A 21,198-nucleotide genomic window follows, 5' to 3' on the forward strand; every position below is an offset into this window, starting at 1 on the left:
GTTGTCAGTCCTTGATATTGATTTCTCACTAAGGTCAAATGAGGTAAAAGTGCGGTGTTTTTTACCCTTTCCATTTCGCAAATAAGGGTGAATTGACCACATTCCCCACATAATCAAAGGCAATCATTTTACCATTTTCCATCAAAATCACTTGCTCTGCCAACGTCGTGAGTTCATCAACGCTATGCGTGACATACAAAATTGGAATTGCAATTTGTTGAGCGAGATTTTCTAAATAGCTTAATAGCTCTTGTTTACGCGGTAAATCTAGGGCAGATAAGGGTTCGTCCATCAGCAACATTTCAGGTTGACTTAATAAGGCTCGCCCAATAGCGACTCGTTGTTTTTCTCCACCAGACAGGCTGATGGGGTAACGATTGAGTAAATGTTCAATGCCGAGGAGTTGCACAATTCGGTCAAATTCCACCGCACTTTTTCCGTTTTTGGCTTGCATGGCATAGCGTAAATTGCCTTTGACGGAATAATGCGGAAATAAACGTCCGTCTTGGAAGACATAGCCCATGTGGCGTTTATTCGGGGGCAGACAAATCCCTTTTGCGGTATCGACTAATATTTTATCGTCTAACTTGATGTAGCCTTGATCGGGGTGAATTAAGCCACTGATTAAATTAATTACGCTGGATTTGCCTGAACCTGACAAGCCAAAAAGTGCGGTGACATTTTGGCTTGGAATTTGGGCGTTAAGTTGTAATTCAAAATTCCCTAAACGTTTACTTACATTAATGTCTAGCATCAGATTGCCCCAATTTTTGTTGTGTCCGTTTGGCGAGCCATTCGGAAATAATCAGCGAGAGTAACGCAATAATAATGGAAATTAAACAAAGGCGAGCTGCTGCCCCCTCGGCGTTCGGGGTTTCGATAAAGGAATACATGGCGAGCGGTATGGTTTGCGTAACATTGGGAATGTTCGACACAAAGGTAATGGTTGCCCCAAATTCACCAAGAGAACGTGCAAAGCCTAAAATCATACCGGCCAAAATACCGGGGAAAGCTAAAGGTAAAGTGATGGTGTAAAAGGTTCGCCATGGGGAAGATCCTAGTGTCAGGGCGGCTTGTTCAAGACGCATATCAATGCTTTCAATGGCTAAACGGATAGAACGTACCACTAAGGGAAATGCAACCACGGCGGAAGCTAAAATCGCACCGTTAAGGCTAAAGCCAAAGGTAAAACCAAACCATTGCGAAATATATTTACCAATAAAGCCATTGCGTCCCATGGAAATCAGCAGTAAGTAACCGATAACCACAGGTGGTAACACAAGCGGTAAATGCACAATGCCGTTCAGTAAGGATTTGCCCCAGAATTGTTTGCGAGCCAGTAACCATGCAATAGCGATAGCGAATGGCAAGGCCCAAATATTCGCCCAAAAGGCGACTTTTAGGCTTAAAATAATGGCGTTAATTTCAGATGGTGAGAGTTTTATATAGTCAATCATATAGCGAGTTTGCTTGTTACAAGGGCGGATACACCGATCCGCCCTCGCAGTATTTTATGTCATTATTTACGCACAATCGGTGGCACAAAGCCTAAACCTAAATCCCATGGCTGTTCAATCCACGTATTTTGTGGAATATCGACCACGTAATCATCAACTAATGGGGCACCAGCAGGTTTAGCAAAAACGGTCACAAATTTGGCTTTTGGATACATTTTGCGAATTTCACGTGCGGTGTTGCCGGTATCCACTAAATCGTCCACCACGATAAAGCCTTCGCCGTCGGTTTGAGCGGCATGTAAGACTTTTAATTCACCTTGTTGATCATGATCGTAGCTTGAAATACACACGGTTTCAACGTGACGTAGTCCCAATTCACGTGCTAATACAGCAGCAGGAAACAAACCGCCACGACTGACAGCAATAATGCCTTTCCATTGTGTGGCTGGTAATAAACGCTCGGCTAGTTTGCGTGCGTGCATTTGGAACATATCCCAAGTGACAATATACTTTTCACTCATAATTTTACCCTTAACTTGATTTGAGAGAAATTTAAAAATTGCGTAAGGATACCATTTTCCATAAGGTGAATGCCAGAAATTTTGTTTTTTGCACCACACTTTTTACGAAAAACAATAGAAATATCAGGAATATTTGTACTAAATCGGAAATTGATCCATAATTAACAGGTTTTTTAAGGAGAATTTATTATGTCAGAGATTCAAACATTACAACCAACGTTATTATGGCAATGGTTTGATCGCTTGTGTGCGATCCCACGTCCGTCACATCATGAAGAAAAAGTGGCAGAATTTATTGTAAATTGGGCGAAAGAAAAAGGGTTATTTGTTGAGCGTGATCAGATTGGCAATATTTTAATTCGTAAACCGGCTAGCAAAAGCATGGAAAATCGTCAAAAAGTGGCGTTGCAAGCACACTTAGATATGGTGCCACAAGCCAATGAGGGGACGACTCATGATTTCTTAACCGATCCAATTTTACCTTATATTGATGGCGAATGGGTGACGGCCACAGGGACAACCTTGGGGGCAGATAATGGTATTGGCTTAGCCTCTGCGTTGGCGGTGTTAGACAGTGGAGATGTGGCTCACCCTGAATTAGAAGTATTATGCACCATGACCGAAGAGGCCGGTATGGATGGGGCACATCATTTAAAAGCCAACTGGTTGCAATCCAGTTTGATGATTAATACCGACACGGAAGAAGTGGGCGAGATTTATATCGGTTGTGCTGGTGGTGAAGATGCCAAAATCACCTTACCTGTTGAACGTGAGCAAAATCCGTTTACTAAAACCTATCGAGTGTTATTAAAAGGGTTACGTGGTGGCCATTCAGGTTGTGATATTCATACCAACCGTGTTAATGCGATTAAATTATTGGCTCGTTTTTTAGCCAATGTACAACAAACACAAGCCTTTTCCTTTGCTTTAGCGGAAATCCGTGGTGGTTCGGTGCGTAATGCAATTCCACGTGAGGCCAGTGCGACCTTGTGTCTGAATGATGAAACGGCACTACAAACTGCGGTGCAAAATTTCCAAGATTTTTTACAACAGGAATTGGCGATGGCGGAACCGAATGCAGTCATCAGTTTACAAGCGGTGGAGAACGAAAAAACAGCCTTTAATCAGCTATCCACTCATAACGCTGTGCACTTATTAAATGCGTTGCCTAATGGTGTGATTCGTCACAGTGATGTGGTGGCTGGCGTGGTGGAAACCTCAAGCAGTATTGGCGTGTTAACCACCGAAGAACAAGCGGTCACTGGTTTGGTATTAATGCGTTCTTTGGTAGAAAGTGGTAAACAATACAGTGAAAATTTATTGCATTCGATCACCGCATTATGTGGTGCGAGCGTGAAATTCTCAGGCAATTATCCCGGTTGGCAACCGCACCCTGATACCGATATTTTGCGTTTAACCGAAAAACATTATGCCGACGTGCTAGGACATCCTGCGGAAATCAAAGTGATCCATGCCGGATTAGAATGTGGTTTGATTAAACAAGTGTATCCGCATATGGAAATTGTATCTTTTGGACCGACGATTCGTAATGCTCACTCGCCAGATGAGAAAGTGCATATTCCAGCAGTGCAAACTTATTGGAAAGTGTTAACAGCGGTGTTAGCGAACATTCCGGCTTAACACAACTGCGGTGCAAAATACAGAAAAATCCGGGACAATTAAAAATTTGATATGAAAATGTCAAAGAAAGTGCTACAATCCCACGTTCTTAAAAATGTCCCGAATTTTATATTTTATTGATAGGTTAATTTATGGCTCTTGTCACTGAGAAAAAGAAAAATGCACCTGAGCAAACAGCAGGGCAAAAATCCGTTGGTTTAAACCGTTTATTGTGGTTATTAGCTATCGTTGTGATTATTGTTGCAGCGGTGGGGAATGTTTATTTTGTCGATCAATATTCAACGGCTGTTCGAGTAGTGGGTATTGTGGTGTTAATTGCCATTGCTTTAGGCTTGGCAGCGATCACGAATCAAGGGGCGAAAGCACTTTCTTTCTTTAGTGACGCTCGTGTTGAAATGCGTCGAGTGGTGTGGCCAACTCGTTCAGAAGCCACACAAACTACATTGATTGTGGCCGGTGTAACCGTGGCGGTTTCCTTAATTTTATGGGCGTTTGACAGCATTATTATTAGCGTCCTTGATTTCTTAACCAATTTGAGATTCTAATCCTATGACAGAAACAACAACAGCAAAAAAACGTTGGTATGTATTACAGGCTTTCTCTGGTTTTGAGGGGCGAGTAGCGACAACATTACGTGAATATATTAAATTAAACCACATGGAAGATCAGTTTGGTGAAGTGCTGGTGCCGACCGAAGAAGTGATCGAAAATGTCGCAGGTAAACGCCGTAAAAGCGAACGTAAATTTTTCCCAGGCTACGTGCTCGTCCAAATGGAAATGAATGATTATACTTGGCAGTTGGTACGTAGCGTGCCGAGAGTATTAGGCTTTATTGGTGGAACTGCCGATAAACCGTTACCAATTAGTCAACGTGAAGCGGATTTAATTTTAAATCGTGTGGAACAAAATGCCGATAAACCACGTCCGAAAAATACCTTTATGCCAGGCGAAGAAGTCCGTGTTACCGAAGGACCTTTTGCTGATTTTAATGGTACCGTGGAAGAAGTGGATTACGAAAAAGGTCGGGTAAAAGTCTCTGTTTCTATCTTTGGTCGTGCAACACCAGTTGAGTTGGAATTTGGCCAAGTAGAAAAAGCCCATTAATGGATTGTATTTGATAAAAAATAGTCGGGGCGTATTGCATACGCTCTAAAATTTGATTAAAATGCAGCCCTTTTAACGTCCTCGCCTTGTGTGGGGGTAAATAGAAATCTTGCATTCGCAAGGAAATAAACAGGGGAGCTGCTTAAGTAAAGTCTGGCGGCGTTATCACCCAAATATAAGGAAACTTAAAAATGGCAAAAAAAGTCCAAGCATACGTTAAGTTGCAAGTTGCAGCGGGTATGGCTAACCCATCACCACCAGTTGGTCCTGCATTAGGTCAACAAGGTGTGAACATCATGGAATTCTGTAAAGCATTCAACGCTCGTACTGAGAGCTTAGAAAAAGGCTTACCAATTCCAGTGGTTATCACGGTATATGCAGACCGTTCATTCACGTTCATTACTAAAACCCCACCAGCAGCCGTTTTATTGAAAAAAGCAGCGGGTATCAAATCTGGTTCAGGTAAACCGAACAAAGATAAAGTGGGTAAAGTCACTTTAGATCAAGTGCGTCAAATCGCTGAAACCAAAGCAGCAGATATGACGGGTGCGACTATTGAAACGAAAATGAAATCAATCGCTGGTACTGCTCGTTCAATGGGCTTAGTGGTGGAGGAATAATACGATGGCTAAATTGACTAAAAAAATGAAAGCAATCAAAGCTGGCGTAGATTCTACTAAAGCGTATGAAATCAACGAAGCCATTGCAGTGTTAAAACAATTTGCAACCGCTAAATTCAAAGAAAGCGTTGATGTGGCAGTAAACTTAGGTATTGATCCACGTAAATCAGATCAAAACGTACGTGGTGCCACTGTGTTACCACATGGTACAGGTCGTGAAGTACGTGTTGCTGTATTTACCCAAGGTGCTAATGCAGACGCAGCGAAAGCGGCAGGTGCAGACTTAGTCGGCATGGAAGATCTTGCTGAGCAAGTGAAAAAAGGCGAAATGAACTTCGACGTGGTTATCGCATCGCCAGATGCAATGCGTATTGTGGGTCAATTAGGTCAAGTATTAGGTCCACGTGGCTTAATGCCAAACCCGAAAGTCGGTACTGTGACACCAAACGTTGCTGAAGCGGTTAAAAACGCAAAATCTGGTCAGGTTCGTTACCGTAATGATAAAAATGGTATTATCCATTCTACTATCGGTAAAGCAGACTTTGCGCCAGAACAATTAAAAGAAAATCTACAAGCCTTGTTGGCGGCTTTAACGAAAGCAAAACCAACCAGTGCAAAAGGTATCTTTATCAAGAAAGTCAGCCTGTCTACCACAATGGGTGCAGGTGTAGCTGTTGATCAGTCTTCACTTTAATTGATTATTTGGTTTAGAAAAGTGCGGTTTTTTTACCGCACTTTTTTATAGAAATGGCTTTACCAATAGGAAAAAGTCGTCTATAATAACCGACCTAATTTGCTATTTATAGCAAAATAATTGATGGTGCTTGCCTATTCAAGCCCCATCCAAGACCGTCGGTGGTGGCGTAAAATTGGTCACCTTAATATCCAACGTAGATGGTGAACAGAAAAAGAATTTTCTGCTTCTGTACACCGAAGTCGTCCTAGTGGCTATATTGAAATAGTTTATTAGGGAGTTTAATTCCGAGAAATCGGAGTGTATTCAGGAGCTAAAAGCCAATGGCATTAAATCTTCAAGACAAACAAGCAATTGTTGCTGAAGTAAATGAAGCAGCCAAAGGTGCCCTATCAGCAGTGATCGCGGACAGCCGTGGTGTGACTGTGGATAAAATGACTGAGTTACGTAAAACAGCTCGTGAAGCTGGCGTTTCAATGCGTGTGGTTCGTAATACTTTATTACGCCGTGCCGTTGAAGGGACAGAATTCGAATGTTTAAAAGATGCGTTTACTGGTCCAACTCTGATTGCATTTTCAAATGAGCATCCAGGTGCAGCAGCACGTTTATTTGCTGAATTTGCGAAAGCAAACAAAGAGTTTGAAGTTAAAGGTGCCGCCTTTGAAGGTAAAATCCAAGATGTTAATTTCTTGGCAACATTACCAACTTACGAAGAAGCGATTGCACGTTTAATGGGTACAATGAAAGAAGCTGCGGCAGGCAAACTTGTTCGCACTTTTGCAGCATTACGCGACAAATTACAAGAAGCCGCTTAATTTTAAAAGCACTTCTTAAATCGTTTATCAACTTATTTACTTTAGGAATTGATTGTTATGTCATTAACTAACGAACAACTAATCGAAGCGATTGCTTCAAAATCAGTATCAGAAATCGTTGAATTAATCGCAGCGATGGAAGAAAAATTCGGTGTTTCAGCAGCAGTAGCTGCAGCCGCTCCAGCCGCAGGTGCAGCAGGTGCAGCAGCAGAAGAAAAAACAGAATTCGACGTAGTTCTTGCTGAAGTGGGTGCAAACAAAGTTGCTGTGATCAAAGCAGTACGTGGTGCAACAGGTTTAGGCTTGAAAGAAGCGAAAGACTTAGTTGAATCTGCACCAGCTAACTTAAAAGAAGGCATCTCTAAAGCAGAAGCTGAAGCATTGAAAAAAGAATTAGAAGAAGCGGGTGCAAAAGTCGATATCAAATAATTTTGATTGACACTTTTTCCACTTCGGAAACCAGATTTTCTGGGAAAGTGGCTGACGGTATTCCGTCAGCCATTTTGTGCTATCAAGATAGCATAAATAAAACCACCGTTTCATTGTCGATAAATTAAGTTAAATCAAGCTGTTAGCTTAATGACAATCCGCTCATCAGAAGTAAGGTTCAGAGTGCGGTATCTAACAAACGGATTCAACTCATTGTAACAGGTCGGTAAAAATTTTTATTTTTTCACCGCACTTTTAAACTGTTGCAATTCGGTCACACTAAAAAATTACAGAGGAACCCCAATGGTTTACTCCTATACCGAGAAAAAACGTATTCGTAAAAACTTCGGCAAACGTCCGCAAGTTTTAAATGTACCTTATTTATTAACTATCCAATTAGATTCTTTTGATAAATTTATCCAAAGCGATCCAGAGGGACAACAAGGCTTAGAAGCCGCATTTCGTTCTGTATTCCCGATTGTGAGCAACAACGGTGCCACAGAATTACAATATGTGAGCTATAAACTAGGCGAACCGGTATTTGACGTACGTGAATGTCAAATTCGTGGTACCACATTCTCCGCACCATTACGTGTTAAATTGCGTTTAATCAGCTATGACCGTGATGCCGCACCGGGTACGATCAAAGATATTAAAGAACAAGATGTTTACATGGGTGAAATCCCATTGATGACGGAAAATGGTACCTTTGTGATCAACGGTACAGAACGTGTTATCGTGTCACAATTACACCGCAGTCCAGGTGTGTTCTTTGATAGCGACAAAGGTAAAACCCATTCATCTGGGAAAGTATTATATAACGCAAGAATTATCCCTTATCGTGGTTCTTGGTTAGATTTTGAATTTGATCCGAAAGATAACTTATTCGCTCGTATTGACCGTCGCCGTAAATTACCAGCGACCATTATTTTACGTGCGTTAAACTACACGACCGAAGAAATTTTGGATTTATTCTTCGAAAAAGTGCAATTTGAAATTCAAGACAATAAATTATTCATGGCCTTAGTGCCAGAGCGTTTGCGTGGTGAAACGGCCAGCTTTGATATTGAAGCCAATGGCAAAGTCTATGTAGAACGTGGTCGCCGTATCACCGCTCGTCATATTCGTGCTTTAGAAAAAGACAATATTGATAAAGTGGAAGTGCCAACCGAATATATTATCGGTAAAGTCGCTGCCAAAGATTATGTGGATTTAGAAAGTGGCGAAATTATTTGTCCTGCCAATATGGAATTATCCTTAGAGCTATTAGCGAAATTAGCTCAAGCAGGTTACACCACCATTGAAACCTTATTTACCAATGATTTAGACTTTGGTCCATATATTTCTGAAACCTTGCGTGTCGATCCGTCTTATGATCGTTTAAGTGCGTTAGTGGAAATCTATCGTATGATGCGTCCTGGTGAACCACCGACAAAAGAAGCCGCTGAGGGCTTGTTTGATAATCTATTTTTCTCACATGAACGTTATGATTTATCTGCCGTCGGTCGCATGAAGTTCAACCGTTCTTTAGGTATTGAAGATGCAGAAGGTAGTGGTGTATTAAGTAAAGAAGACATTGTGAATGTAATGAAAAAACTCATTAACATTCGTAACGGTCATGGCGAGGTAGATGATATTGACCACTTAGGAAACCGTCGTATTCGTTCTGTAGGTGAAATGGCAGAAAACCAATTCCGTATTGGTTTGGTGCGTGTTGAACGTGCCGTGCGTGAGCGTTTATCTCTCGGGGACTTAGATGCGGTAACACCACAAGATTTAATCAATGCCAAACCAATTTCCGCAGCCGTGAAAGAATTCTTTGGTTCATCACAATTATCGCAATTTATGGATCAAAACAACCCATTGTCGGAAGTGACCCATAAACGCCGTATTTCTGCTTTAGGACCAGGTGGTTTAACTCGTGAACGTGCAGGCTTTGAAGTGCGTGACGTACATACTACCCATTACGGTCGTGTGTGTCCAATCGAAACCCCTGAGGGTCCGAATATCGGTTTGATTAACTCGCTTTCCGTATATGCTCGTACTAACGACTACGGTTTCTTAGAAACGCCATATCGTAAAGTGGTCGATGGTCAAGTGACCGAAGAAATTGAATATTTATCTGCCATTGAAGAAGGTAAATATGTGATCGCACAGGCGAACTCCAATCTTGATGAAAACTTCCGCTTTACTGATGCCTTTGTTACGGCACGTGGTGAACACGGTGAATCAGGGTTATATCGCCCAGAAGACATTCATTATATGGACGTTTCCACCCAGCAAGTGGTGTCAGTGGCGGCAGCGTTAATTCCATTCTTGGAACACGACGATGCGAACCGTGCCTTAATGGGCGCGAACATGCAACGTCAAGCCGTTCCAACCTTACGCTCCGATAAACCATTAGTCGGTACAGGAATGGAAAAACCAATCGCCCTTGACTCCGGTGTGGCTGTGGTAGCAAAACGTGGTGGGACAATCCAATATGTGGACGCCTCTCGTATCGTGGTGAAAGTCAACGAAGATGAAACCATTCCAGGTGAAGCAGGGATTGATATTTATAACTTAATTAAATACACCCGTTCTAACCAAAACACTTGTATTAACCAAATTCCTTGTGTGAATTTAGGTGAGCCTGTGGGGCGTGGTGAAATTCTTGCCGATGGCCCTTCAACCGATCTTGGTGAATTGGCGTTAGGTCAAAATATCCGTGTGGCATTTATGCCATGGAACGGTTATAACTTTGAAGACTCCATGCTGGTGTCTGAACGTGTGGTGCAACAAGACAGATTTACCACCATTCACATTCAAGAACTCTCTTGTGTGGCTCGTGATACCAAACTCGGTTCGGAAGAAATCACCGCGGATATTCCAAATGTGGGTGAAGCAGCGTTAAGCAAACTGGATGAATCAGGCATTGTGTATGTCGGTGCGGAAGTGAAAGGCGGCGATATTTTGGTGGGTAAAGTGACACCAAAAGGTGAAACGCAATTAACCCCAGAAGAAAAATTATTGCGTGCGATTTTCGGTGAAAAAGCCTCTGATGTGAAAGATAGCTCACTTCGTGTACCAAATGGCACATCAGGTACGATTATTGACGTGCAAGTCTTTACCCGTGACGGTGTAGAGAAAGACAAACGTGCCTTAGAAATCGAAGAAATGCAACTCAAACAAGCGAAAAAAGACCTTGTGGAAGAGTTGGAAATTTTAGAAGCAGGCTTGTTCTCTCGTGTGCGTAACCTATTAATTGACGGTGGTGTAAGCGAAAAAGAATTGGATAAAATGGATCGTGCAAAATGGTTAGAACAAACCTTGAGCGATGAAGCGAAACAAAACCAATTAGAACAACTTGCCGAACAATATGAAGAATTACGCAAAGACTTTGAACACAAACTGGAAGTAAAACGTGGCAAGATCATTCAAGGTGATGATTTAGCCCCAGGCGTGTTAAAAGTAGTGAAAGTCTATCTTGCGGTGAAACGCCATATCCAACCAGGTGATAAAATGGCGGGTCGTCACGGTAATAAAGGGGTTATCTCAAAAATTAACCCTGTGGAAGATATGCCGTATGACGAAAACGGTCAACCTGTGGAAATCGTGTTGAACCCATTGGGCGTACCATCTCGTATGAACATCGGTCAGATTTTGGAAACTCACTTAGGTTTAGCGGCCAAAGGGATTGGTGACCAAATCAATGCCATGTTGAAACAAAAACAAGACGTGGAAAAATTGCGTGGCTATATCCAAAAAGCCTACGATCTTGGCGGTGGTTCACAACAAGTGGATTTAACCACCTTTACTGATGAAGAAGTGTTACGTTTAGCGGAAAACTTACGTAAAGGTATGCCATTAGCCACACCAGTATTTGACGGTGCGGAAGAGCGTGAAATCAAAGAGTTACTACAATTAGGTGGCTTGCCGACTTCAGGTCAAATTACCTTATACGATGGTCGTACAGGGGAAAAATTTGAACGTCCTGTCACCGTGGGTTACATGTATATGCTCAAATTGAACCACTTAGTTGACGACAAAATGCACGCTCGTTCAACCGGTTCTTATAGTCTTGTTACACAACAACCGTTGGGTGGTAAAGCTCAATTCGGTGGTCAGCGTTTCGGTGAAATGGAGGTCTGGGCATTAGAAGCCTACGGTGCTGCTTACACCTTACAAGAAATGTTGACAGTGAAATCCGATGATGTGAACGGTCGTACGAAGATGTATAAAAACATCGTCGGCGGCACCCATTATATGGAACCAGGCACACCAGAATCTTTCAATGTGATTATGAAAGAAATTCGTTCGCTTGGTCTTAACATTGATTTAGACGAAGAGTAAGCCGACAGGCAAATTATCCGCTAAAGTGCGGTTAAAAAAATTCCATTTTTTACACCGCACTTTGAATACGTTTAACTCCGATAGGAGCAAAATCTGTGAAAGATTTAGTTAAATTTTTAAAAGCACAATCAAAAACTGCAGAAGATTTTGATGTGATTAAAATCGGTCTAGCTTCCCCTGATATGATTCGTTCTTGGTCATTTGGTGAAGTGAAAAAACCAGAAACCATTAACTACCGTACATTCAAACCAGAACGTGACGGTCTTTTCTGTGCCAGAATTTTCGGACCAGTCAAAGATTACGAATGTTTATGTGGTAAATATAAACGTTTAAAACACCGTGGCGTGATCTGTGAAAAATGTGGCGTAGAAGTGACCCAAACCAAAGTTCGCCGTGAACGTATGGGACACATTGAGTTAGCCTCACCTGTAGCACATATTTGGTTCTTAAAATCACTACCGTCCCGTATCGGTCTATTATTAGATATGCCATTGCGTGATATTGAACGAGTGCTTTATTTCGAAAGCTACATTGTGATCGAACCGGGGATGACGGATCTTGAAAAAGGTCAATTACTCACCGAAGAGCAATATTTAGAGGCCGAAGATCGTTTCCAAGATGAATTTGAAGCGAAAATGGGGGCAGAGGCCATTCAAGCGATTTTGCGTGAAATGGATCTTCCACATGAATGCGAAGTATTGCGTGAAGAATTGCAAGAAACCAATTCTGAAACCAAACGCAAAAAAATCACTAAACGCTTGAAATTAATCGAGGCCTTTATTCAATCTGGCAACAAACCAGAATGGATGGTGATGACCGTATTGCCTGTATTGCCGCCAGATTTACGTCCATTAGTGCCGTTAGATGGGGGTCGTTTTGCCACATCTGACTTGAACGATCTCTATCGCCGTGTGATCAACCGTAACAACCGTTTAAAACGGCTATTAGATTTAATCGCACCAGACATTATTGTGCGTAACGAAAAACGGATGTTACAAGAGTCTGTCGATGCCTTATTAGATAACGGTCGCCGTGGTCGTGCGATCACCGGTTCAAACCGTCGTCCATTGAAATCCTTGGCTGATATGATCAAAGGTAAACAAGGTCGTTTCCGTCAAAACTTGTTAGGTAAACGTGTTGACTATTCAGGTCGTTCTGTAATCACCGTAGGTCCATACTTACACCTACATCAATGTGGTTTACCGAAAAAAATGGCGTTGGAATTATTCCGTCCATTTATTTATGCGAAATTAGAAAGCCGTGGTTACGCATCAACCATTAAAGCTGCCAAAAAAATGGTGGAGCGTGAAGATGCGATCGTATGGGATATTTTAGCGGACGTGATTCGCGAACACCCAATCTTATTAAACCGTGCACCAACCTTGCACCGTTTGGGTATTCAAGCCTTTGAGCCATTATTGATTGAAGGGAAAGCGATTCAGTTGCACCCATTAGTGTGTGCGGCGTTCAATGCGGACTTCGATGGTGACCAAATGGCGGTACACGTCCCATTAACCTTGGAAGCCCAATTAGAAGCTCGTGCGTTAATGATGTCCACCAACAACATTTTATCCCCAGCCAGTGGTGATCCGATTATCGTACCATCACAAGACGTGGTGTTGGGTCTGTACTATATGACTCGAGATAAAGTGAATGGCAAAGGCGAGGGTATGTTGTTGCAAGACCCAAGAGAAGCGGAAAAAGCCTACCGTACAGGACAGGCGGAACTCCATTCTCGTGTCAAAGTGCGTATCACCGAATACACCAAAAATGCGGATGGTGAATTTGAACCACAAACCAACTTAGTGGATACGACCATTGGTCGTGCCATTTTATGGATGATCGCACCAAAAGGTATGCCATTTAGTTTGTTTAACCAAACCTTAGGCAAAAAAGCGATTTCAAAATTGATCAACGAAAGCTATCGCCGTTTGGGGATGAAACCAAGCGTGCTATTCGCTGACCATATTATGTACACAGGCTTTGCTTACGCCGCTCGTTCTGGTTCATCTGTCGGTATCGATGATATGGTGATCCCAGAGAAGAAATACGAAATTATTTCCGCTGCTGAAGAAGAAGTGGCAGAAATTCAAGAGCAATTCCAATCAGGTTTAGTGACTGCTGGCGAACGCTATAATAAAGTGATCGATATTTGGGCAGCGGCCAATGAACGAGTTGCCAAAGTGATGATGGAAAACTTGTCCACGGAAGAAGTGATTAACCGTGACGGTAATCCTGAAAAACAAGCGTCTTTCAACAGCATCTTTATGATGGCGGACTCTGGGGCACGTGGTTCTGCGGCTCAGATTCGTCAGTTAGCAGGTATGCGTGGTTTGATGGCACGTCCAGACGGTTCAATTATTGAAACCCCGATTACCGCAAACTTCCGTGAGGGTTTGAACGTATTACAATACTTTATTTCTACCCATGGTGCACGTAAAGGTTTGGCGGATACCGCATTAAAAACTGCGAACTCAGGTTATTTGACTCGTCGTTTAGTTGACGTGGCACAAGACTTAGTGATCACTGAAGACGACTGTGGCACCCACGAGGGTATCGTCATGATGCCATTGATCGAGGGTGGTGATGAAAAAGTCCCATTGCGTGAACTCGTATTAGGTCGTGTCGCCGCAGAAGACATCTTAAAACCAGGTACAGACGATGTATTAATTGCACGTAATACCTTGTTAGATGAAAAACTTTGTAACGTATTAGACGAAAATTCCGTGGATACCGTGAAAGTACGTTCCGTGGTAACCTGTAACACCGACTTCGGTGTGTGTGCCAAATGTTACGGACGTGACTTGGCACGTGGTCACTTGATTAACCAAGGTGAAGCGGTGGGCGTTATCGCTGCTCAATCTATCGGTGAACCAGGTACACAGTTAACCATGCGTACGTTCCATATTGGTGGTGCGGCATCTGCAGCAGCCAAAGAATCTAGCGTTCAAGTGAAAAACAACGGTACCATTCGTTTAGCCAACGTGAAATTCGTTAATAACAACGAGGGTAAATTAGTTTTAACTTCTCGTAATACCGAATTAACCGTGATTGACGCATTCGGTCGTACCAAAGAGCATTATAAATTGCCTTACGGTACCATTTTAAACAAAGCAGACGGCAGCGATGTCGAAGCCGGCGAAACCATTGCAAATTGGGATCCGCATACCATGCCGGTTATCTCTGAAGTAGCGGGTTTCGTGAAATTCGTGGATATCGTGGACGGCTTGACCGTGACACGCCAAACCGATGAATTGACCGGTTTATCTTCTATCTTAGTGCAAGATGTGGGTGAACGTGCAACAGCCGGTAAAGACTTACGTCCAGCGATTAAATTAGTGGATGCCAAAGGTAACGATATTTTAATCCCAGGTACGGATGTGGCTGCACAATACTTCTTACCAGGTAAAGCGATTGTGAACCTTGAAGACGGTGCAGAAATCAATATCGGTGATCCATTAGCACGTATTCCACAAGAATCCGTCGGAACCAAAGATATTACCGGTGGTCTTCCACGAGTAGCGGACTTATTCGAAGCACGTAAACCGAAAGAACCGGCTATCTTGGCAGAAATTTCTGGTATCGTGTCATTCGGTAAAGAAACCAAAGGTAAACGTCGCTTATTGATCACGCCAGTTGATGGTTCTGATCCATACGAAGAAATGATTCCAAAATGGCGTCAACTCAACGTATTTGAGGGCGAAATGGTGGAACGTGGCGACTTAATTTCTGATGGCGCAGAAACCCCACACGATATTTTACGCTTGCGTGGTGTTCACGCCGTGACGGAATACATCGTCAACGAAGTGCAAGAAGTTTACCGCTTACAAGGGGTAAAAATCAACGACAAGCACATCGAAGTGATCGTTCGCCAAATGTTGCGTAAAGCCATTATCACCAAAGCCTACGATTCTGAATTCTTAGAGGGCGAGCAAGTGGAAGTGGCACGCATTAAGATCGTGAACCGCAAACGTGAAGAAGAGGGCAAACCGTTAGTGGAATACCAACGTGAATTGTTGGGTATCACTAAAGCCTCATTGGCAACGGAATCTTTCATCTCTGCAGCATCGTTCCAAGAAACCACTCGTGTGTTAACGGAAGCAGCAGTTGCTGGTAAACGTGATGAATTACGTGGCTTGAAAGAAAACGTGATTGTCGGTCGCTTAATTCCAGCCGGTACCGGTTTTGCGTATCACCAAAACCGAGTGAAAAACCGCCATGTAGGTATTCAAATTGAAGAACCTGTGGTGAAATTCTCTGCCGCAGATGAAGCAGAAATTGAAGCGGAATTTAACAATATGGTTGCGGATGACCCAACTGCGAGTTTGACAGAAATGTTGAATATGGTGGATGATGAGTAATCGTTGACTATTGCTAGTAAGAGCCTTGAACGTGAATGTTCAAGGCTTTTTTGTGTTCAAAAATTCTTCAATTTCTCACCGCACTTTCCAATCCTCCCAACCACTTCAACCCATTATTTGCTTTCTCCGCCCCGAAATGATAAAGTAACAAACGTTACCTATTGAAAAAATTAGGTGTTTTCTTGAAGTACGATATTGAATTTGCCAAAAAGCAAGTGGCTGATCTAGAGCATTTTCGGGTGGTACGAGCGTTGTCGGGTGCCTCCAACGAGTTTCAGCATATCTTTAAACTAGTGACATTATTATTACAGGTTAACCACCCCAGTTTGCCTGGTTTTGTCGTGGGTTCTCCGGCGGGGATTAGTCAATTTCAATTATCGGATTATCAGCAAGAATACTTAACTCGGGTTATGCCAGAGTTGTCATATTCACAAATTAATGGATTTTCTCACCGCACTTTTGATGCGATTTATGGCGTGTATGTGATGGGGAGCATTGCCTCTATTTCACAAACAGCTTCGTCTGATCTGGATATTTGGGTTTGTCATCGTGAGGATTTGAATCAACATGAACGAGAGTTGTTAACCCAAAAAACCTTGGCTATCCAATATTGGGCGAAACAATTTGAAGTGGATGTGAATTTTTTCCTGATGGATCAAGAACGTTTTCGCTGTTTTCGTTATTCCGATCCCATGACGTCAGAAAATTGTGGTTCGGCTCAATATATGTTGTTGCTTGATGAGTTTTACCGTTCTGCGATTCGTTTAGCCGGTAAACCCTTATTGTGGTTGCATTTACTGGTCGAAGATGAAAAACAATACGAAACCGAAGTTGAACAATTAATTTTAAATAAAGAGATTGATCCGCAAGATTGGGTGGATTTTGGCGGCCTTGGGGCATTTTCCGCCAATGAATATTTTGGCGCCAGTTTGTGGCATCTTTATAAAGGCATTGATGCGCCTTATAAATCCACCATCAAGATTTTATTGCTTGAGGCCTATTCTTGGGAATATCCAAACACCTATTTAATTTCATCTGATTTCAAGTTTCATTTATTAACGGATCGTACCGAAGATCATCATTTTGATCCTTATCTCGCCATGTTAGATCGGGTAACCAGTTATTTGACTTATTTGGGCGATTTTAAACGGTTAAACTTTGTGCGTCGTTGTTTTTATATTAAGGCGACGGAAGATTTATGGTACACCAAAGCCGAGGGGTGGCGTTTTTGTTTATTATCGGAAATGGTGAAACAATGGGGCTGGAGCCAAGATACCGTAGAGGAGCTTAATCAGCGACCATTTTGGAAAATAAAAATGGTCAAACGATCTTATGATGATTTAGTGCAGATGTTAATGATGAGTTATCGTAATCTGATTAAATTTGCCCGTAAAAATCATGTGGACGCCACCATTATGCCGCAGGATATTAGTATTCTGTCGAGAAAATTATACAGTGCCTTTGAGGAATTACCAGGCAAAGTGTCATTGGTTAACCCCTTAATTTCTAATGATTTATCGGAAGAACATCTCACGTTTATTGAAGTGCCACGCACCAAGCACGATACCCGAGCGGGATGGTATGTGGTCAATCAAGCGCCAGAGGCCTCGGAGCTTGCCTCTTATAATCGTCATGTGGAATACAACCCGAATTTGCATAAACTGGTGTCTTGGGCGTATTTTAATGGCTTGTTAACCAAGAAAACCCAGTTGCATATTTTTAGCCAGACGGTATCGTTAAACAAGCTCAAAACCTTTGTGGCAGATTTAACGCAGTTCTTCCCTGTGCAAGTGCCGCCCGCCACCAATGAAGAATTGCACCACCCTTGTGAAATTCGGCATTTAGCGGTTTTTGTGAATTTAGCCTCGGACCCAACGCAAAATTTGGTGCAACCTCGGATCAATATTCAACAAGCGGATTTATTTAGTTTTGGTCAAAATGAAGAAAGTTTGGTGGGCAGTATCGATCTGATTTACCGCAATGTCTGGAATGAAATTCGGACGTTGCATTTTGACGGCCAGAATGCCATTTTATTGGCGTTAAAAGTGCTAACCAATAAAATTCATCGAGGTTCAGATTCGCCTAAATCCGTTGAGGTGTTTTGTTACAGTGAGAACTATCAGCGAGCGTTACATGATTTAGTGTTAACCTTGGTGAATAAATGTATTGGTATTCAAGTCGGCACCATTTCTTCGGCGAACAGCCCGAATATGTTACGGATTGCCGGTAAAAACTGGCAGTTTTTCTTCGAAAATCGGGGCATACGTTGGCTGGAAATTCCGGATGTCCAAGTGGCCAATATTGAGGAACTGGCGCATACTGCAAAATTTGATGAAAAAGCCCCGCACTTTCCACATCAACTTTCAGCACAGCAACATAATCGTAGCTATCCAGTGGAAATTGACGCTTTTGCGAGTGAGGGATTTTTGCAATTTTTCTTTAAAGACAATGCGGATGGCACCTTTAATGTATACATTTTAGATGAACAAAATCACATTGAAATTTATCGTCATTGTGATGGCGAAAAAGAAGATAAAATAAAAGAAATCAATCATATCTATCACCAAGCCGATAGCTCAGGCAACAATTTATATCATATTATTCAACGTGATTTTAATTATCCTCAATTTTATCAATTAGTGTTTGATCGAGAGGGCCGAAAAATTGTGCCTTTTACTGCTGTTCATCGCTAATGTCGCTTTGCGTTTGTACAACAGCTAGTTAGCGAGCTTTGCGTTTTTTACTGCTTGATTTCTTCTCTTTTCCGCTGTTTTTCGCTTTTTCGGTTTTCAAACTGCGGTGTTTTTTCACCCCATTTTCCGCTTTTTTCGCTTTGGTTTTTGCGGTTTTACCCACTCGGCGAGGTTTGCGTTCGCTAGAAACCAAGGAGAAATCCACTTGGCGTTGTTCGAGGCTAACGGCCTCTACTTTGATTCTGACTTTATCGCCTAAACGATAGAGCATACCGCTGTTTTCGCCGATTAAGCGTTGGCCGGCGCTGTCAAATTGATAGTAGTCATTATCAAGGGTGGAAATATGCACCAAGCCGTCAATAAACAAATCATCAAGGCGAACAAATAAGCCAAAACCCGTGACAGAGGAAATCACACCGTCAAATTCATCTCCCACGTGATCTTGCATAAATTCGCATTTTAACCAGTCGGCGACTTCTCTTGTGGCGTCATCTGCACGGCGTTCGGTCATGGAACATTGATCGCCTAGGACGTCCATTTCCTCTAAGCTATAATGATAACCGCCGCTTGGTGTGGTTTTGCGTTTTGCGCCTTTTTCTTTGGCAATCAAATATTTAATGGCACGGTGTAGAGTTAAATCAGGGTAACGGCGAATTGGCGAAGTAAAATGCGCATATTCTTCTAAGGCTAATCCAAAATGGCCAATATTATCAGGGTGATACACTGCTTGGCTAAGGCTGCGTAATAACATGGTTTGAATCAGTTCTTGATCGGGACGTTGTTTTACTTGGCTTAATAATTCGGCATAATCGGCGGTGGTGGGTTTGTTGCCGCCACGTAAGGATAAGCCACATTCACTGAGGAACGCACGAAATGCGGTCAATTTTTCTTCACTTGGGCCCGCATGAATCCGATATAAGGCCGGTTCTTGATGACGTTCCATCAAATTCGCTGAGGCAATATTGGCCAAAATCATACATTCTTCAATGATTTTGTGAGCGTCATTGCGTTCCACTTTTTCGATTCGCTCAATGCGTCCCATTTCATTAAAAATAAATTTACTTTCAATGGTTTCAAAATCAATGGCTCCCCGTAAATGACGGGCCTCTAACAAGGCTTGATACATGGCGTGCAATTCTTTCAAATGCGGCACTAAAGCGTGATAACGTTGGCAAAGTGCCTCGTCGCCGTCTAAAATGCGTGCGACTTTGTTGTAGGTTAAACGAGCGTGTGAGTTCATTACCGCCTCATAGAATTGATAACCTTTTAATTCGCCTTTATGGGACACTTCCATTTCACACACCATACACAGGCGATCCACCTGCGGATTGAGTGAACATAAGCCATTCGACAAAATTTCAGGCAACATCGGCACCACTCGGTTCGGAAAATAAACGGAGTTCCCCCGATTGCGAGCCTCGGTATCTAAGGCAGTGCGTAACCGCACATAATAGCTGACATCGGCAATCGCCACCCATAAACGCCAACCGTTTTTTTCTTTACGACAATGCACCGCATCGTCAAAATCTCGAGCATCTTCGCCGTCAATCGTGACTAACGGCAAATCACGTAAATTGATACGCCCTTTTTTCGCTTCTTCTGGCACGTCTTCACTCAGTTTTTTCACCGCTTTTTGGACAGCATCTGGGAAAGTATGTGGAATATCGTGATTGCGTAAGGCAATTTCCACTTCCATGCCCTTGGCCATATTGTCGCCTAAAATTTCGCTGATCATGCCCACCGGCTGACTAAAGCTAGCGGTGCGGGGTTTCAGTTCAACCACCACCACTTGCCCCATTCTCGCCCCTTGACGAAATTCATTCGGAATTAAAATATCTCGCCCAATACGGCTATCATCCGGCACCACATAACCAATACCGTCCTCGAGGAAAAAGCGACCGACCACGTGTTTTTTACGGCTTTCTAACACACGCACAATCCGCACTTCTTGGCGACCACGACGGTCAAATCCCGCCGGTTGGGCCAACACAAAATCGCCGTGCATAACCCGTTGCATTTGGTTATTGGGAATAAATAAATCTTTATTGGCGACTGCATTTTTGGCCGGGCTTTCGATTTCTAAAAAGCCGTAGCCGTCACGGTGTCCAATCACGGTGCCTTTAATTAAATCTAACTTCTCTGGCAAAGCATAGCGTTTACGTTTGGTGAACACCAACTGGCCGTCATTTTCCATAGCACGCAAACGGCGACGAATGCCCTCCAGTTCATCTTCATGACGTAAGCCAAAAGTCGCCACGATTTCCTCACGGCTCATGGGGGCGTTATGTTCTCGGATAATTTGAATAATAAAGTCACGGCTTGGGATGGGATTGTCGTATTTTTCTTGTTCTTGTTGGCGATTGGGATCCACAAGCGCGGTGTTTTTTTGGGTTTTTTTAGTGGTTGTCATATTATCTCTCTGCGGTTATCTGGTTAAAATCGGGATAGGGTTAGTTTGACACCCTGCTGCGCTGAATGCAAGGGAAAAACCCATTGCTTGAGCGATAGAATAGGAAAACATTTCAAGTTAT

The 21,198-nt window shown here is 42.7% G+C and carries 13 protein-coding genes and 1 pseudogene; 10 read left to right on the forward strand and 4 right to left on the reverse strand.

Translation table 11 applies throughout. The annotated features are described in order from the left end of the window. Nucleotides 1-67: 67 nt before the first annotated feature. The 3 genes and pseudogenes from modC to gpt form a co-directional block, all read right to left on the reverse strand. Nucleotides 68-754: pseudogene (gene modC, locus ACTG7L_RS02425) on the reverse strand (molybdenum ABC transporter ATP-binding protein); the annotation flags it as partial. Next, a complete protein-coding gene (gene modB, locus ACTG7L_RS02430) occupies nucleotides 741-1,457 on the reverse strand; it encodes a molybdate ABC transporter permease subunit (RefSeq protein ID WP_439256984.1) in 717 nt (238 codons plus the stop codon). The gene modB and the pseudogene modC, both read right to left, overlap by 14 nt. 62 nt (nucleotides 1,458-1,519) lie before the next feature. Next, complete coding sequence (gpt, locus tag ACTG7L_RS02435) at nucleotides 1,520-1,978, reverse strand: xanthine phosphoribosyltransferase (RefSeq protein ID WP_439256983.1); 459 nt, start codon at nucleotides 1,976-1,978, stop codon at nucleotides 1,520-1,522. Between the two features lie 189 nt (nucleotides 1,979-2,167). Between gpt and ACTG7L_RS02440 the strand changes: the two genes are divergently transcribed. The 10 genes from ACTG7L_RS02440 (at nucleotide 2,168) to ACTG7L_RS02485 (ending at nucleotide 18,667) form a co-directional block, all read left to right on the forward strand. After that, nucleotides 2,168-3,619, forward strand: a complete 1,452-nt coding sequence (locus ACTG7L_RS02440; protein WP_439287353.1) for an aminoacyl-histidine dipeptidase — start codon at nucleotides 2,168-2,170, stop codon at nucleotides 3,617-3,619. A gap of 131 nt (nucleotides 3,620-3,750) precedes the next feature. After that, nucleotides 3,751-4,164: a preprotein translocase subunit SecE gene (gene secE, locus ACTG7L_RS02445; protein ID WP_439240020.1), complete on the forward strand. Its 414-nt coding sequence runs from the start codon at nucleotides 3,751-3,753 to the stop codon at nucleotides 4,162-4,164. A 4-nt stretch (nucleotides 4,165-4,168) separates the two neighbouring features. After that, on the forward strand, nucleotides 4,169-4,723 hold the full coding sequence (gene nusG, locus ACTG7L_RS02450; RefSeq protein WP_439240018.1) for a transcription termination/antitermination protein NusG: 555 nt from the start codon (nucleotides 4,169-4,171) through the stop codon (nucleotides 4,721-4,723). A gap of 191 nt (nucleotides 4,724-4,914) precedes the next feature. Beyond that, nucleotides 4,915-5,343, forward strand: coding sequence for a 50S ribosomal protein L11 (gene rplK / locus ACTG7L_RS02455; protein ID WP_014064251.1), 429 nt, complete (start codon nucleotides 4,915-4,917; stop codon nucleotides 5,341-5,343). Nucleotides 5,344-5,347: 4 nt separating this feature from the next. After that, nucleotides 5,348-6,037, forward strand: coding sequence for a 50S ribosomal protein L1 (rplA, locus tag ACTG7L_RS02460; protein WP_439287354.1), 690 nt, complete (start codon nucleotides 5,348-5,350; stop codon nucleotides 6,035-6,037). 323 nt (nucleotides 6,038-6,360) lie between these two features. Next, nucleotides 6,361-6,852, forward strand: coding sequence for a 50S ribosomal protein L10 (gene rplJ, locus ACTG7L_RS02465; protein WP_386689169.1), 492 nt, complete (start codon nucleotides 6,361-6,363; stop codon nucleotides 6,850-6,852). 57 nt (nucleotides 6,853-6,909) lie between these two features. Beyond that, nucleotides 6,910-7,281 carry a 50S ribosomal protein L7/L12 gene (gene rplL / locus ACTG7L_RS02470; RefSeq protein ID WP_439240014.1) on the forward strand — a complete coding sequence of 124 codons (372 nt, stop codon included), beginning with the start codon at nucleotides 6,910-6,912 and terminating at the stop codon, nucleotides 7,279-7,281. 303 nt (nucleotides 7,282-7,584) lie between these two features. After that, entirely contained in the window at nucleotides 7,585-11,613 is a 4,029-nt protein-coding gene (rpoB, locus tag ACTG7L_RS02475; RefSeq protein ID WP_439287355.1) for a DNA-directed RNA polymerase subunit beta, read from the forward strand. Nucleotides 11,614-11,708: 95 nt separating this feature from the next. Beyond that, on the forward strand, nucleotides 11,709-15,974 hold the full coding sequence (gene rpoC, locus ACTG7L_RS02480) for a DNA-directed RNA polymerase subunit beta' (RefSeq protein ID WP_439287356.1): 4,266 nt from the start codon (nucleotides 11,709-11,711) through the stop codon (nucleotides 15,972-15,974). A gap of 182 nt (nucleotides 15,975-16,156) precedes the next feature. Then, nucleotides 16,157-18,667 carry a class I adenylate cyclase gene (locus tag ACTG7L_RS02485; RefSeq protein ID WP_439287357.1) on the forward strand — a complete coding sequence of 837 codons (2,511 nt, stop codon included), beginning with the start codon at nucleotides 16,157-16,159 and terminating at the stop codon, nucleotides 18,665-18,667. A gap of 28 nt (nucleotides 18,668-18,695) precedes the next feature. Here the strand turns inward: ACTG7L_RS02485 and rnr are convergent, their stop codons facing one another. Continuing rightward, nucleotides 18,696-21,077 carry a ribonuclease R gene (rnr, locus tag ACTG7L_RS02490; RefSeq protein WP_439287358.1) on the reverse strand — a complete coding sequence of 794 codons (2,382 nt, stop codon included), beginning with the start codon at nucleotides 21,075-21,077 and terminating at the stop codon, nucleotides 18,696-18,698. Nucleotides 21,078-21,198 lie beyond the last annotated feature (121 nt).

The sequence above is a fragment of the Lonepinella sp. BR2357 genome, from assembly GCF_051851525.1.
In the GTDB taxonomy this organism is placed as follows: Bacteria; Pseudomonadota; Gammaproteobacteria; order Enterobacterales; family Pasteurellaceae; genus Lonepinella.

Excerpts from the sequence above, each read along its gene's own strand:
- nusG (WP_439240018.1), top strand. The coding sequence starts at position 4,169 with ATGACAGAAACAACAACAGCAAAAAAACGTTGGTATGTATTACAGGCT.
- ACTG7L_RS02440 (WP_439287353.1), top strand. The coding sequence starts at position 2,168 with ATGTCAGAGATTCAAACATTACAACCAACGTTATTATGGCAATGGTTT.
- rplL (WP_439240014.1), top strand. The coding sequence starts at position 6,910 with ATGTCATTAACTAACGAACAACTAATCGAAGCGATTGCTTCAAAATCA.
- rplK (WP_014064251.1), top strand. The coding sequence starts at position 4,915 with ATGGCAAAAAAAGTCCAAGCATACGTTAAGTTGCAAGTTGCAGCGGGT.
- secE (WP_439240020.1), top strand. The coding sequence starts at position 3,751 with ATGGCTCTTGTCACTGAGAAAAAGAAAAATGCACCTGAGCAAACAGCA.
- rpoB (WP_439287355.1), top strand. The coding sequence starts at position 7,585 with ATGGTTTACTCCTATACCGAGAAAAAACGTATTCGTAAAAACTTCGGC.
- rnr (WP_439287358.1), bottom strand. The coding sequence starts at position 21,077 with ATGACAACCACTAAAAAAACCCAAAAAAACACCGCGCTTGTGGATCCC.
- rplJ (WP_386689169.1), top strand. The coding sequence starts at position 6,361 with ATGGCATTAAATCTTCAAGACAAACAAGCAATTGTTGCTGAAGTAAAT.
- modB (WP_439256984.1), bottom strand. The coding sequence starts at position 1,457 with ATGATTGACTATATAAAACTCTCACCATCTGAAATTAACGCCATTATT.
- gpt (WP_439256983.1), bottom strand. The coding sequence starts at position 1,978 with ATGAGTGAAAAGTATATTGTCACTTGGGATATGTTCCAAATGCACGCA.
- rplA (WP_439287354.1), top strand. The coding sequence starts at position 5,348 with ATGGCTAAATTGACTAAAAAAATGAAAGCAATCAAAGCTGGCGTAGAT.